Source organism: Pedobacter insulae, assembly GCF_900113525.1.
Lineage (GTDB): Bacteria > Bacteroidota > Bacteroidia > Sphingobacteriales > Sphingobacteriaceae > Pedobacter > Pedobacter insulae.
The window spans coordinates 143919-157697 of sequence record NZ_FOPP01000008.1; the positions used below are offsets into that span (position 1 = coordinate 143919).

The following is a 13779-nucleotide window of genomic DNA, read 5'->3' on the forward strand; positions in this document are numbered from 1 at the left end:
ATTTTTAGTATCTTAGAAATCAATTTAAAACTTACACAATGAGGTCATTTTTGAAACTTCCTATTTTGACTTTTCTACTCCTTTCGGGAGTAAATCTAAACGCTCAAATCTTAACTTCTAAACAAATTGATAGTGTTGCCGAGCAAACCTTGTGTACTTTTAATGTGCCCGGCATTGCCGTCGCCGTAATTAAAGATGGCAAAGTGATCCACACAAAGGGGTATGGAGTTCGGTCTATTAAAACCAATCAGAAGGTAGATGAACATACTTTATTCGGCGTGGCTTCAAATACCAAGGCCATTACGGCTGCCGCCCTGGGGATGTTGGTTGATGTGAAAAAGATCACCTGGGATACTAAAGTAATTGATGTCATTCCTGAGTTTAAATTGTACGATGCTTTTGTAACAAGTGAATTTACAATAAGGGATTTGTTAACCCATAGAAGTGGCTTAGGTTTGGGAGCAGGCGATTTAATGATATGGCCCGACTCGTCCACCGTCAATAAAACACAACTTATTCACAATTTAAGGTATTTAAAGCCCGTGTCTTCATTCCGTACAAAATACGATTATGATAATTTAATGTACATCGTGGCAGGAGAGGTTGTCGCAAGAGTTTCAGGATTAACCTATGAAGATTTTATCGAAAGAAAAATCATTAAACCATTGGGGATGAACAAAACAGCAGCTTCCTGGTATCGTTTAAAAGATAAGTCAAACGTGATTGATGGTCATGCTCCTTATCAGGGTAAATTGCTTCCGGTAGGCTTGAGCTTTGGTGAAATTGCAAATGCTGCAGGTGGGATATACTCAAGTGTAACCGATATGAGCAAATGGGTGATGGCCATGTTAAACGGCGGAAAGTATGGAGATAATTTAACACAGCAATTGTTCAGTCCTGCGGTACATCAAGAAATGTGGACCCCACAAACAATTATAAGTGGTGGTAATCCCGCCAGTTTTAGTAGTTACGGCTTAGGTTGGTTTTTAAGTAATGTAAATGGCCATTTTCAGGCAACGCACACCGGCGGCCTATCTGGAATTGTAACGCAGGTAACCCTTATACCTGATATTAAGTTAGGGATTATCGTTTTAACTAATCAGCAATCAGGCGCAGCATTTAATTCCATTACCAATTCAATTAAAGACGGGTATTTGGGTATTAAAGGTCAAAATAGGATTAAAACATATAACGACAATAGGCTAAGAAGAGAAAAGGAAGCAGATGATATTGTTGCTAAAGTTTGGGCTGATATTGATGCAGCGCAAAAATCCTCAACGACAAAACAAGAGCTTAAAAATTATTTCGGTACCTATAAAGATCCATGGTTTGGAGACGTTGTTATTAGTGAGGTAAATGGAAAAATGCATTTCCAAGCTAAAAACTCTCCAAAACTTAGAGGTGATATGACTTTTTATAAGGGTAATACTTTTATCGTAAAATGGTACGACCGCAGTTTGGATGCCGATGCCTTTGTGAATTTTACCTTAAATACAGAGGCAAAAGCAGATGGATTTAAAATGTCGGCAATTTCGCCTTTGACCGATTTTAGTTTTGACTTTCAAGATCTAGACTTTAAATTAAATGATAAGAAATAACGAGAACATGAGCCAGATAAAAATTTATAAATCTAAAAAGTGGAGCAGCTTCTTTGTGGCAATTGCTGTATTAATTTCATGTATAGCTATGCAAAGACAAGCGAAAAGAGTGATCTTCTTTGGTGATTCGATTACACAGGCAGGAGTTAAAGGCAACGGTTATATCAATCAATTGAAAAAAGCAGTCGACTCTACGAAGTTTCAATTAATTGGAGCAGGCATTGGCGGCAATAAAGTCTACGATCTTTACTTACGCCTGGAGGAAGATGTGTTAAATAAAAAACCTGACCTAGTCTTTATTTATGTAGGCATTAACGATGTATGGCATAAGTTGGGAGCCAGAACCGGTACCGATTATGATAAATATCTGAAATTTTATCAGGCATTGATCAATAAAATACAGGCCAAAGGCAGTAAGGTCGTATTATGTACACCAACGGTAATTGGCGAGAAAAAAGAGGGGACCAATGAGGTAGATGCTGATCTGAACAAATATGCTGCTGGAGTGAGAGATCTGGCCGCTAAAAACAATCTTCCACTGTGTGATTTAAGAAAAGCATTTATGGATTATGAAGCGGCAAATAATACAGAGGATCAGGAAAAAGGCGTGCTAACTACTGATAAAGTACATTTGAATGATGTAGGCAATAAGTTGGTTGCCGATACAATGCTACCGTTTATCAAGTAAGTGAATGCCTAAAACCCACCCATGATTAACCGCGAAACTATAGACAAAATAATGGAAACTGCCCGGATAGAAGAGGTAGTAGGCGATTTTGTGCACTTAAAAAAGCGTGGTACAAGTTTAATTGGGAACTGTCCATTTCATGGAGAGAAGACACCTTCCTTTCACGTTTCGGTAAGTAAAGGAATTTATAAATGTTTTGGCTGCGGAAAGGGAGGGGATTCGGTACGCTTTGTAATGGAACACGAGAAATATTCCTATCCTGAAGCCCTGAAGTTCCTTGCTCAGAAATATAATATTGAAGTTGAAGAGACGGTTGAAACGGTACAAGATGTCGAAGCTCAAAATGCAAGAGAAAGCCTTTACATTGTATCTCAGTTTGCAGGCAATTTTTTCGAAGATCAGCTTTGGAATACCCCAGAAGGGAAAGCAATTGGCTTGAGCTATTTCAAAGAGCGTGGATTTAGAGAAGACATTATCAAGAAATTTAATTTAGGCTATTCGCCTGATTTTTGGGATGCACTAACGCAGGATGCAGTTAAGAATAAACATGCTGAAGAGTACCTTGAGAAAACAGGCTTAGCCATTAGAAATGATAAAGGTAAGCTCTATGATCGTTTTCGTGGGCGGGTGATGTTCCCGATCCATAACTTTACTGGACGTATTATTGGCTTTGGCGGTAGAACTTTAAAAACGGATAAAAATGTTCCGAAATATGTGAATTCGCCTGAAAGTGATATTTACCATAAATCGAATGTTTTATATGGCTTATTTCATGCTAAAAAGGCTATCAGAGATACCGACAACTGTTACCTGGTTGAAGGTTACGCTGATGTCCTAGCGGTTCATCAGGCGCATATTGAGAATGTAGTTGCTTCTTCGGGAACTTCATTAACCATCGAACAAATAAGATTAATTGGTCGTTTTACCCAAAATGTAACCATTTTATACGATGGGGATGCGGCCGGTATAAAAGCCTCTTTGCGCGGCTTGGATATGATTTTAGAAGAAGGACTTAATGTTAAGGTAGTGTCTTTTCCTACCGGGGATGACCCTGACTCGTACATGCATAAAGTTGGGGCTGGCGCATTTAAAAGCTATATAGAAGATAATAGGCAAGATTTTATCCTATATAAAGCCAATATATTATTAGCGGAGGCTGGCAAGGATCCGATTAAACGCGCGGGTATCATTAGGGATATTGTGGAGAGCATCGCTAAAATCCCCGACAATATTAAAGCCTCTGTTTTTATCAGAGAATGTAGCCGTTTGTTAGAAGTTGAGGAAAGAATCCTGCTTTCGGAGTTAAATACCATGCGCGCGGCTAAGCTGAAAAAAAGCTCGACCAGTTCTGCCCGTCAACCTCAGCATCCAGATTTGCCTCCCGATAATCTCTTTGCCGATGATGAGGCAGTGGTTACTATGGAGACTATGCCCGATGATGAATTGCAGGAGCAGGAAATTGTACGGTTGTTATTAGCATTTGGGCATGAGTTGGTAAGCTGGGATAAAATTGATAATATGTATATTGGTTCGTTTATCATGCAAAACCTCACCGACGTAACATTTGAAAATACACTTTGCAAGAAGATAATTGATCATTATCGGATCGAGATTGAGAACGGACAATTGCCCACGGCTAACCATTTTATTAAAAGTGAAGATCGGGCTATTGCCGATTTAGCCATTACACTTTCTACCTCTCCTTATACTTTAAGTGAAAACTGGTACAATAAGCATAATATCTATGTGCGTGATGAAACTGTTAACTTAAAAGCGACTATCCTTGGAGGCCTCTATCATTTAAAAAAGCGTAAAGTAGATCGAATTTTGCTAGATTTATTGAAAGAGATTAAATCAGAGAATGATGCAACAAATCAAGAGATCTTGATGCAGCGGTATGCCTTTATAAAGAATGTAGAAAAGGAGATTTCCAAGTTTTTAGGTTCTGTGATTGTAAAATAAATTGAACAGGTTCAGAAATTAATTAAGTATGGCGCAGCACAACGATTTGGGGAAGTACGGGGAAAAATTGGCAGCAACATTCTTAATGCAAAAAGGGTTTGAGATTTTAGATGAAAACTGGGTATTTGGGCGGGCTGAGATAGATTTAATTGTCTATGTAAATCGTATCATTGTATTTGTTGAAGTAAAAACCCGGAGTTCGACTGGCTTTGGCTTGCCAGAAGACTTTGTGAATTATAGTAAGCAGCAACACATGGCAGATGCTGCCGATGCGTATATCGAAATTATGAATCATGAAGGCGAAGTCCGGTTCGATATTATATCCATACTTTTTAAAAGAAATAATAGTTATACCATAAATCATATTGAAGATGCATTTTGGCCAACCTAAAAAAATTAACCTTATCGCAATTGGCTTGTTTATATTGCTGGTACAAGCCTGTAAAAATAACGTACCAGTTAACATCAGTTTTAAATCGCCAGATCAAGGGCAAAACATCAAAATCGGAGACGAAATTAAAATCCAAATGGATATTCCGAAAGAAGTATCCTTAAAGTCGATCCAATATTTGATAGATGGTAAGCCGGTAGCAGGCAATCAAAACCAGAAACCATTTAAACTGCCTACCAACAACCTGAAGCTGGGTTATCGAATGATTACGGCAATTGTAGCCTATGATGATCAAATAGACACATCGAACATCAATGTTGTTGTAAAGTCTGACACCAAGCCAAAGAAAGTTGCCTATAAAGTTGTTAAAACCTTCCCGCATGATACGAGTGCCTATACGCAAGGTTTAAGCTATGTAGGGGGGAAACTGTTGGAGAGCACAGGTAGAGAGGGCAAGTCAAAGCTGAAGTGGGTAGACCTTAATTCGGGAAAGACTTTACAGCAAACGAAGCTGGGAGATCAATATTTTGGAGAAGGGAGTTTGATGCTAGGCGACAAAATTATCATGCTTACCTGGCGAGAAAATACAGGGTTTATATTTGATGCTAGGACATTTAAGCAAATAGGCACCTTTCCATATGAGGCAAGTAGAGAGGGTTGGGGCCTCACCTTTGATGGACAACATATATTGAGAACGGATGGAACCAATCGGATTTGGATGATGAACAAAGAAACCTATAAGGAAGAAGGATTTATAGAAGTTTATGATGATGCTGGACCAGTAAATAGCCTGAACGAAATGGAATATATCAACGGGAAAATATATGCTAATGTTTACCTAACGAGTAAAATTGTTATTATCGATCCCTCATCCGGAAAAGTTGAGGCAAGTATTGACTTAGCTAAACTGGTTCCACAGCATTTTTTCAAAGCCGAGGAAGAAGAAAATAACGTTCTAAACGGCATTGCATGGGATGCCGCTGGTAAGCGGCTTTTTGTAACCGGAAAGAAATGGCCGAAGCTGTATCAAATTGAACTTGCGCAGTAGCCAGGTTATTTTTTCGGCTCCGCTAAATAACCATTATAGTTAATACTTTGCTTATTATTGCTGCTTACTACCAGCGATGCATAACCATTCTGGGAAACAGAAAAGTTCATCCGTATATTTTCTTTCGTGTCTTTCGGATTAATGGTGATTTGCCAACCTCCTTTTTTTCGAGTAACGTTTTGATAGGAGAATTTAGTAGAGGTAAATTTGAATCCGCTTTCATTTCTATCCATTGGCGCGCTAAAAGCCCTTCCATAATAAGGTAAGTATGCTACCAAGCTATCTGGCGTAATACGTACATCGTAATTACCGCCGGTTAAACTGATCGTTCCACCACCATTGCCCCCCGGCATTCTGCTCAAAATATTGTTAATTTCAGCGCTGTTCATCGGAATTGCCGATGAAGCAATAAAAACAAAATCCTTTGCTTCGATAATTCTTTTAGTGGTCTCTTTATCTGTTTGAGCATTAACACCTATCGAGATGAATGCCAATAAAATGCTTATAATTATTTTTATCCTATTCATGGTCTAATGATTAAGTAACTAAATACTAGACAATAAAAATAGCAAATAGTTTAACTTTTTAGCTTAAAGAGCAAAGATGAATGACTAATCTTTCACCTTTGCTCCCGGTTTATTTTAACTCAAGGTTGCTGTCAAAGTAGTGCCCGATACGGCTAAGCTATAAACTTTCAATGCAGCAGTTGAACCACCATCATTTGGTTGCTTAAGAATTGCACCACCAGCGGTGTATTGAGAGCTATGTAAAGCACATTGTATAAGGTTGCTGGCGGCAATCCAATTTAATGCCCCGCCTTGATGCGGACAAGTTGCCTGGGTTGCCGTAAAAGAGGAGGCTGCATTTCCTGTTGCCAAGCGGACAAACAGTACGCCACTTACTGTTGCGAATGATCCTACAGATAGCAGCTGGGATGCTAAATCTATGTTTACTTTTGTATTGGTATTTCCGCCGCCACCGCCACCACCTCCACCACCGCCCGGTGCAGGATCATCAGATTTGCTTCCCCCGCAACCAGACATACAGCTGCCTGTGCATACCAGCGCTATCCCTAGCCCTAGTGACTTAATAAATTCGTTACGTTCCATAATTTAGTTTTTTAGTAAATGGTTGATTTTGTGTCCTGATTTTTATTCTTTGACTTAAAGAGGCTAAAGTTTCTTGAAATGGTGAACCCAAAACGTACACCACCATCCTTCCATGACTTTTTTGTACTGGGAATAAAGCTATTCTCATTGATGTATTCTGAGTTCATAAAATTGAGCGAGAATATATGTCCGCCCGTTTCAATTTCAAGACCTACACCCAGTGGGTTGTATAAATCGCCTGCCAGTTCGCTTCTAGAAAGTTCGTTTACCAGGGTATATTCAGCTATAAAAGATAGCCGCCTATTCAGTTTCATCCTCCCAGCAAAGCCTAAACTAAGCAGATTTTCGGGGTCTGCAGATCCTAGTGTTTTTGAACGAATTAACAACGCAGGCATAACCTGTAATGAAAGGCTGGATGAAAATTTCCTCGATAATATCGGTTGAATCAAATAGCTTAAGCGATCATTATAACTTGCAAATTCATTTGCAGCAAATGGTTCTCTCGCAACTAGCCCCAGCTGAGCAAAAAGTGTTAAATTAATGGGCATACCCACTGTTTGCTGTTGGAGTAATTTTTGCTTTACCAGGAGGTTAAATAGTTCATCATGCTTGCTCCTGCCAATGCCTACCGTTAAGTTATCAGTAACACCATAATCTAATCCAATAAACAAATCGGTGGCAACATCTAAACCATAAAGGGTATGGGCATTGCCAAATTCACCTCCAATATCTCCAAAATGATGTCTAATTCTGAGATCTAAATCGCGTTTCTTTTGGGTTTCAGTAGAGTTGGATAAAACAATGTGTGTCGACTTAAAAGTCGCTGCTACCTTATTGAATTGCTGGTCAACACTCAACGAATTTAGCAGCGAATCAACCTCCTGGGCACTTGCCCTCATTGCCAATAAGGCACAAAGAAGGATAAAGAAAATAAATAGTTTGGTTTTATTCATGATCGTTAGTTAAGTGGGTTTAAATTGCCCTGTACCTTTACCTGAATTGTCTCGGCAATCTTGGTAAACATCAGGCTTGGGATTTTTATTTGATGCGCTGCGCAGGCAACATTGAAGGTTGCATCCAGACTAACTATTTTATTTTTGATGGTAATTTTTCCATTGATTGTTCTCCCTTGGCTAACTCCGTGCACAAGCAATGTTCCTTTTGCTGTTACATTATATTCGCCATCTTTTGTCCAATCTATCTTGGGTTCAATTATTCCCTTAAACTTAGCAAGAGGGTATTTATCGCTTTCCATGTAATTTTCATTAAAATGCTCTTGCATTAATTTTTTATCAAACTCGAAGCTTTTAATCATTAATTGCATGCTGAGCTCTTGTTTTTGGGCTACTAACACCGCCACACCAGTATAACTTACAGCTTTGATATCTTCAATCGGCGTCGACGAAAAAATGTTGAACTTGATCTGCTTCCCAGCGAAGGTCTGTGCCTTTGCTTGCAGCAGTGGACTTAGGCTCAGGAGCGCCACGAATAGGAGTTTAGTATTTTTGAGTAAGTTCATAGTTTAATTTTAAAGAAATTCCACTCGATTTTAAAGGCACCCTTCCTTCACCGATCCCGCTTAATGGGATTTTAAGATAAGGCTCTAAGCCCAATGCAAATTTTTTGTTTCTGAGTTTAATGTTATAGGTGGCTGATAAATCGATCACACTCAAGAAATGTTGATTAGCATTCTCTTTCTCCAGGAACCGATCTTTTTTGCCGGAAGCAGGCGTGTAAACAAATCGGTAATTTTCTTTAAGCATGATATAGCTCGAGAGGCCAGCATTTAGACTGATACTACTTTTTTGATTATCGGTTAAGGTATAAGCGGCACGCAAAGGGATTTCCAACACTTTACACGCAGCGTCGATAGCTGAAATAGTATTTACGATGTTTTGGTTATTAAATGTGTAATCATAAGCTTTAGCCTCGTAATTTTTAGAGCCGTAATTTAAACCGGTTTGCACGCTTAGTCTTTTAGTTAGCCCAACACTCATTCCCACTCCAATCGCCATCCCGCTTTTACCCCCAATGGCATTTTCGGTAGAATTGAAATCTGGACCAATTACGAAAGCGAGGCTATTTGGGAGTTTTGCTTTCACTTTGCTTGATACTTTAGGGATCGCATTTTCCCTTACAGGAGGTTCTGCTACATCTTGTATAGCAATAACTGCTTTATTTTGACCTTCCGTAGGATGGCTATTAGCTACGATACCTTGTTCCGTTACTGGATTTTCGGTACTTTGGATAATTTGTGCTGTAGCTGCTTGGGATGACTTATTTAGTATTTGCTTGCTAACAATCACCCGATGAGCAACTTTGTTTTCGGTAAAATTATCGCTGAGTTTTGAAGCCGGACTAGTTATTTCAGGTGTATTTTCCGTAGCTTTTTTTACCATATATACCGGGCTATCTGGTAGTTTATGGTCTTTAATAAAATATAAGCCAACACCAAAAGAAAGGAATAATAAAATAATGCTCGCATTTCTATAAAAGACAAACCGCTCTCTTCTACGGAGCTTTCGCTCCATCTTAAGCCACGAATCTTCTTCGTATTCAAGATAATTAGCAGTTATCTTATTTTTGAAGATCTCATCAAAATCATTGTCATTTAACTCTTCCATTTTAATAATTAATGTCGTGGTTAGCAACCATTCTACTTTCAGTTAGCATCTTTTTCAGATTTTCTCGAGCTTTAAATAAGTTTGATTTTGAAGTGCCTACAGAAATATGCAGCATTGCAGCAATTTCTTCATGATTGTATCCATCTATCGCAAATAGGTTAAATACCGTGCGATAAGCGTAAGAGAGCTTTTGTACCAATTTAATTAAGTCTTCATAATTGATATTGGAAAGAATATTTTCTCTGTCTTCAACTTCCTGTTTTTCGTTTAACTCTTCCATTTCTATTTGTTTAATACGTTTCCGGTATTGATCAATAGCCGTATTAATCATAATGGTGCTTAACCAGCTATTAAATGACTGCTCAATTTGGTATTTCGAAATATTCATAAACACCTTCATAAAACCATCATTAACAATTTCAACGGCTTCATCTTTATCTTTTGCATACCTTAGGCATATCCGAAGAGCATAGCCATAGTAAAGCTTGTAAAGCTCTTTCTGGCTTATCCTGTCCTTTTTTACACAGCCGTGGATTAAGTTTGAGGTTAGCAAAATTGTGTAATGAGTTTGTTTATATAGAGGTACGCAAATTAAGGGCAAGCGGTTGCCTATACCTTAAGAAATTTACTCAAAAGAATTTATATACAGAAAACCGAAGCGGAAAAAGGTAGCTATCGCCAGTTCTTATACTGGTTAATTAACCCATTGGTGGATGAATCATGGGAATTGATCTGCTGATCGGTAGCAAGTTCAGGTTGTATTTTTTGAGCTAATTGTTTGCCCAGCTCTACCCCCCATTGATCAAAACTATAGATATTCCATATAATACCCTGTACAAAGATTTTGTGTTCGTACATGGCAATAAGGCTACCTAAGCTAAAAGGAGTAATTTTTTTTAATAAAATGGAGTTTGTTGGCCTATTCCCATCAAAAACTTTAAATGGTGCAAGCTCAGCTATCTGTTCCTCTGATTTTCCAGAATCTTTAAGCTCTTCTTTAACTGTTTCCTCACTTTTTCCATTCATCAAGGCCTCGGTTTGGGCAAAAAAGTTCGATAACAAAATAGGGTGATGATTGCCTAAAGGATTTAAGCTCTGTGCGGGAGCGATAAAATCACATGGGATTAATCGTGTACCTTGGTGAATTAATTGGTAAAACGCATGTTGGCCATTGGTACCTGGTTCGCCCCAAATAATCGGACCGGTTTCATAATCAACCGCTTTGCCGTTGCGGTCTACATGCTTCCCGTTGCTTTCCATATCCCCCTGCTGAAAATAAGCGGCAAAACGATGCATGTATTGATCGTAAGGTAAAATTGCCTGTGTCTCGGCTCCAAAAAAATTAATATACCAGATCCCTAATAGCCCCAAAATAACCGGGATGTTTTCCTCAAATGCTGTTTGCTCAAAATGTTGATCCGCTGCATGTGCCCCGGCTAACAATTGTTTAAAGTTAGCATAACCTATACCCAGTGAAATCGACAAGCCAATTGCACTCCATAATGAATAGCGACCGCCCACCCAATCCCAGAACTCGAACATATTTTCGGTATCAATACCAAAAGCAGCAACATCTTTTGCATTGGTAGATAAGGCTGCAAAATGTTTTGCGATATCTTCAACTTGAGCGCCACTATCCAGAAACCATGCTCTGGCACTATGGGCGTTGGTCATGGTTTCTTGCGTGGTAAATGTTTTGGAGGCAACTAGAAATAAAGTTGTTTCCGGATTTATAAGTTTTAAAGCTTCCGCCAGATGCGTGCCGTCTATATTAGAAACAAAATGCAAATTTAAATGTGTTTTGTAAGCTTTTAAAGCCTCGGTTACCATCACCGGACCGAGGTCCGATCCGCCTATACCTATATTTACAACATCGGTAATAGGTTTGCCTGTATAGCCTTTCCAATTGCCTGAAATAATGGCATTGCTAAACCTTTCCATTTTGGCTAAAACAGCATTTACCTCAGGCATCACATCTTTGCCTTCTACCAAAATCGGCGTATTACTTTGATTTCTTAAAGCTACGTGCAAAACTTCACGCCCCTCTGTCTGATTAATTTTATTACCCTTAAACATGGCTTTAATTGCCTCATCCAGTTTACATTCTTTTGCCAATTGAACCAACAGCGCTAAAGTGGTATCATCAATTCTATTTTTAGAAAAATCAAAGAGTATGTCTTCAAAAAGGATGGAAAACTTCTTAAAACGTTCCGGGTCATCCTTAAACAAATGTTTAAGATCTGTTTCGCTCATGGAGATGAAATGATCAGTTAAATATTGATAAGCGGCGGTTGTTGTGAAGTCTATTTTAGGAAGCATAAAAGAATGATTTAGGGTAAAAATAGGAAATTAAACTAAATAACTAAATTTCGTTATCTTGCTAAATGAAAAGACTTTTACTCTCTACGGTGCTTATTGCTCCATTGTTTTTATTTGCACAAAAGGCCACCTTAAAAACTGAGGCGGCTAAACGTGCAGATGCCTTAACTGAAAAGGTAATTGCCTGGCGGCGCGATTTTCACGAACATCCAGAATTGGGGAATTTAGAGACACGTACTGCCGGTATTGTTGCCGATCATCTTAGAAAATTAGGGATTGAAGTAAAAACAGGAGTGGCTAAAACAGGTGTTGTAGGCGTTTTAGTAGGCGGTAAACCGGGTCCGGTTGTAGCTTTAAGAGCCGATATGGATGGTTTGCCAGTAACTGAACGGGTGCAGTTACCTTTTGCGTCGAAAGTAAAAACTATGTACAATGGTCAGGAAGTTGGAGTTATGCACGCTTGCGGCCACGATTCGCACGTGGCAATGTTGATGGGAGTTGCTGAGGTATTGGCGGGAATAAAAAAGGACTTGGCTGGCACGGTTAAGTTTATCTTTCAGCCTGCAGAAGAGGGCGTTCCTGTTGGGGAAGAAGGAGGTGCGGAGTTAATGGTAAAGGAAGGGGTTTTACAAAATCCGAAAGTGGACGTTATTTTTGGCCTGCATATTAATTCACAAACACCGGTGGGGGATATTACCTACCGGCCAGGGGGAACAATGGCGGCAGTTAATGATATGAAAATTACTGTTACTGGGCAACAGGCGCATGGCGCATATCCCTGGAGTAGCATAGATCCGATTGTTGTGGCCGCTCAGATAGTAACCAATCTTCAAACCATTGTAAGTAGGAACTTAAACATTACAGAAAACCCCGGTGTGGTTACTATTGGATCGATACAGGGCGGGGTGCGGTCTAATATTATCCCTGAAAAAGTTGAAATGTTAGGGACAGTACGCAATTTTAGTGCTGCCGACGAGAAAATGTTTATTGAACGGATTAAAACTATTGTAACAAATACAGGTGAAGCTGCGGGAGCTAAGGCAGAGGTATTGATCCCTTACAGTTCACATTACCCAGTAACCTTTAATGACCTTGCTTTAACCGAAAAAATGTTGCCAAGTTTGCAACAAACTGCGGGTGCGGCCAATGTAAAACTAAAGCCACCTGTAACAGGTGCAGAAGATTTCTCTTTTTACCAAGAAAAGGTGCCAGGTTTGTTCTTCTTTTTAGGGGCTATGCCAAAGGGTAATGATCCTTTGAAAACGGCTTCTCATCATACACCAGACTTTTTCTTAGACGAGAGCAGTTTTAACTTAGGCGTAAAAGCAATGATTAACCTGACCTTGGATTATATGTCGGCAAAGAAATAGTTCATTTTAGAAAAATATAATGTTATGATAAAGAAGGTACTTTTTGTTTTTGGCTTGGCGCTCATTGTCCAAACCATTACAGGTTGCGTAGATTGTAATTGTGGGCCAATTAGGAAAATTTATATCACCAAAACGGGTTTAACGCTCAATGCTTTAGATTCTTCTTTACCGCAACCCATGGTTAGCCAAACTGGAGTAATTGCTAGTGCTAACTTTGGTTTTCAGCTGCTGTTGCGAACAGCTCATGTGGCAGTAAGAAAACAACAGGTAAACTGGAGGTTAATACAAACTGCTCAGGCATGTAGCTGTGCTGAGGATGACTTTATATCCAAAGAGGACGTCTTGTCCGTAGAAATATTCTCCAATAATGATTTTGACGCTAGCCATCCAAAAAATACCGATCTAAGCGTATATTTCGAGGTAAAAAATTATAAAACTATGGTTCCACTTGCTGAATACATTAAGCGCATCAAAGATTCTAACTACTTAGCAAGAACTGCCTTTTTTGAAGGGATATTCCTCACGAATGCTCCAACAATTAACAAAATGCATAAATTCCGTGTTAAAATTACTTTATCAGACGGTAGGATTTTAGAGGCTGAAACTCCAGAAGTGGAATTAACGTAAAAATAGTGAGTGCCCCGTGAAGTGGGCTTGTAACAATTCTCTA

At 39.1% G+C, this 13779-nt stretch carries 14 protein-coding genes; 7 read left to right on the plus strand and 7 right to left on the minus strand.

Translation table 11 applies throughout. The features are described from left to right. Positions 1-38: 38 nt before the first annotated feature. From BM207_RS14030 to BM207_RS14050, 5 genes are read left to right on the plus strand one after another with little or no spacing between them, the layout of a single operon-like run. Positions 39-1598 (plus strand): serine hydrolase, encoded by a 1560-nt coding sequence (locus BM207_RS14030; RefSeq protein WP_090995470.1) that lies wholly within the window; start codon positions 39-41, stop codon positions 1596-1598. Then, the gene (locus BM207_RS14035; RefSeq protein ID WP_245768119.1) at positions 1585-2286 is read left to right on the plus strand and encodes an SGNH/GDSL hydrolase family protein; all 702 of its coding nucleotides are present in this window, start codon (positions 1585-1587) and stop codon (positions 2284-2286) included. Before BM207_RS14030 ends, BM207_RS14035 begins: the two co-directional genes overlap by 14 nt. A gap of 21 nt (positions 2287-2307) precedes the next feature. Then, a complete protein-coding gene (gene dnaG / locus BM207_RS14040) occupies positions 2308-4248 on the plus strand; it encodes a DNA primase (protein ID WP_090995473.1) in 1941 nt (646 codons plus the stop codon). A gap of 28 nt (positions 4249-4276) precedes the next feature. Continuing rightward, positions 4277-4639 carry a YraN family protein gene (locus tag BM207_RS14045; protein WP_090995477.1) on the plus strand — a complete coding sequence of 121 codons (363 nt, stop codon included), beginning with the start codon at positions 4277-4279 and terminating at the stop codon, positions 4637-4639. Next, positions 4620-5687 (plus strand): glutaminyl-peptide cyclotransferase, encoded by a 1068-nt coding sequence (locus BM207_RS14050; RefSeq protein ID WP_090995480.1) that lies wholly within the window; start codon positions 4620-4622, stop codon positions 5685-5687. The genes BM207_RS14045 and BM207_RS14050 overlap by 20 nt, the downstream gene beginning before the upstream one ends. 5 nt (positions 5688-5692) lie before the next feature. Here the strand turns inward: BM207_RS14050 and BM207_RS14055 are convergent, their stop codons facing one another. The 7 genes from BM207_RS14055 to pgi form a co-directional block, all read right to left on the minus strand. Next, complete coding sequence (locus BM207_RS14055; RefSeq protein ID WP_090995483.1) at positions 5693-6214, minus strand: DUF4251 domain-containing protein; 522 nt, start codon at positions 6212-6214, stop codon at positions 5693-5695. A 114-nt stretch (positions 6215-6328) separates the two neighbouring features. Next, positions 6329-6796, minus strand: a complete 468-nt coding sequence (locus tag BM207_RS14060; protein WP_090995486.1) for a QcrA and Rieske domain-containing protein — start codon at positions 6794-6796, stop codon at positions 6329-6331. An 11-nt stretch (positions 6797-6807) separates the two neighbouring features. Next, positions 6808-7749, minus strand: a complete 942-nt coding sequence (locus tag BM207_RS14065) for a DUF5777 family beta-barrel protein (RefSeq protein ID WP_090995489.1) — start codon at positions 7747-7749, stop codon at positions 6808-6810. Between the two features lie 5 nt (positions 7750-7754). Continuing rightward, the gene (locus BM207_RS14070) at positions 7755-8315 is read right to left on the minus strand and encodes a YceI family protein (RefSeq protein WP_090995492.1); all 561 of its coding nucleotides are present in this window, start codon (positions 8313-8315) and stop codon (positions 7755-7757) included. Continuing rightward, the gene (locus BM207_RS14075) at positions 8293-9420 is read right to left on the minus strand and encodes an outer membrane beta-barrel protein (protein WP_090995495.1); all 1128 of its coding nucleotides are present in this window, start codon (positions 9418-9420) and stop codon (positions 8293-8295) included. Before BM207_RS14075 ends, BM207_RS14070 begins: the two co-directional genes overlap by 23 nt. 1 nt (position 9421) lies before the next feature. Next, complete coding sequence (locus BM207_RS14080; protein WP_245768120.1) at positions 9422-9973, minus strand: RNA polymerase sigma factor; 552 nt, start codon at positions 9971-9973, stop codon at positions 9422-9424. A gap of 119 nt (positions 9974-10092) precedes the next feature. Beyond that, positions 10093-11739 (minus strand): glucose-6-phosphate isomerase, encoded by a 1647-nt coding sequence (pgi, locus tag BM207_RS14085; RefSeq protein ID WP_090995498.1) that lies wholly within the window; start codon positions 11737-11739, stop codon positions 10093-10095. A 65-nt stretch (positions 11740-11804) separates the two neighbouring features. On the opposite strand from pgi, the gene BM207_RS14090 reads away from it, so the two are divergent. Next, the gene (locus BM207_RS14090) at positions 11805-13109 is read left to right on the plus strand and encodes an amidohydrolase (RefSeq protein WP_090995501.1); all 1305 of its coding nucleotides are present in this window, start codon (positions 11805-11807) and stop codon (positions 13107-13109) included. A 24-nt stretch (positions 13110-13133) separates the two neighbouring features. Continuing rightward, complete coding sequence (locus BM207_RS14095; RefSeq protein ID WP_090995504.1) at positions 13134-13736, plus strand: DUF5034 domain-containing protein; 603 nt, start codon at positions 13134-13136, stop codon at positions 13734-13736. Positions 13737-13779 lie beyond the last annotated feature (43 nt).

What these genes read in the sequence shown, in the direction of transcription:
- BM207_RS14050 (WP_090995480.1), top strand. Translation starts at nt 4,620, where the DNA reads ATGCATTTTGGCCAACCTAAAAAAATTAACCTTATCGCAATTGGCTTG.
- dnaG (WP_090995473.1), top strand. Translation starts at nt 2,308, where the DNA reads ATGATTAACCGCGAAACTATAGACAAAATAATGGAAACTGCCCGGATA.
- BM207_RS14045 (WP_090995477.1), top strand. Translation starts at nt 4,277, where the DNA reads ATGGCGCAGCACAACGATTTGGGGAAGTACGGGGAAAAATTGGCAGCA.
- BM207_RS14095 (WP_090995504.1), top strand. Translation starts at nt 13,134, where the DNA reads ATGATAAAGAAGGTACTTTTTGTTTTTGGCTTGGCGCTCATTGTCCAA.
- BM207_RS14055 (WP_090995483.1), bottom strand. Translation starts at nt 6,214, where the DNA reads ATGAATAGGATAAAAATAATTATAAGCATTTTATTGGCATTCATCTCG.
- BM207_RS14065 (WP_090995489.1), bottom strand. Translation starts at nt 7,749, where the DNA reads ATGAATAAAACCAAACTATTTATTTTCTTTATCCTTCTTTGTGCCTTA.
- BM207_RS14070 (WP_090995492.1), bottom strand. Translation starts at nt 8,315, where the DNA reads ATGAACTTACTCAAAAATACTAAACTCCTATTCGTGGCGCTCCTGAGC.
- BM207_RS14035 (WP_245768119.1), top strand. Translation starts at nt 1,585, where the DNA reads ATGATAAGAAATAACGAGAACATGAGCCAGATAAAAATTTATAAATCT.
- BM207_RS14060 (WP_090995486.1), bottom strand. Translation starts at nt 6,796, where the DNA reads ATGGAACGTAACGAATTTATTAAGTCACTAGGGCTAGGGATAGCGCTG.
- BM207_RS14090 (WP_090995501.1), top strand. Translation starts at nt 11,805, where the DNA reads ATGAAAAGACTTTTACTCTCTACGGTGCTTATTGCTCCATTGTTTTTA.
- BM207_RS14030 (WP_090995470.1), top strand. Translation starts at nt 39, where the DNA reads ATGAGGTCATTTTTGAAACTTCCTATTTTGACTTTTCTACTCCTTTCG.
- pgi (WP_090995498.1), bottom strand. Translation starts at nt 11,739, where the DNA reads ATGCTTCCTAAAATAGACTTCACAACAACCGCCGCTTATCAATATTTA.
- BM207_RS14075 (WP_090995495.1), bottom strand. Translation starts at nt 9,420, where the DNA reads ATGGAAGAGTTAAATGACAATGATTTTGATGAGATCTTCAAAAATAAG.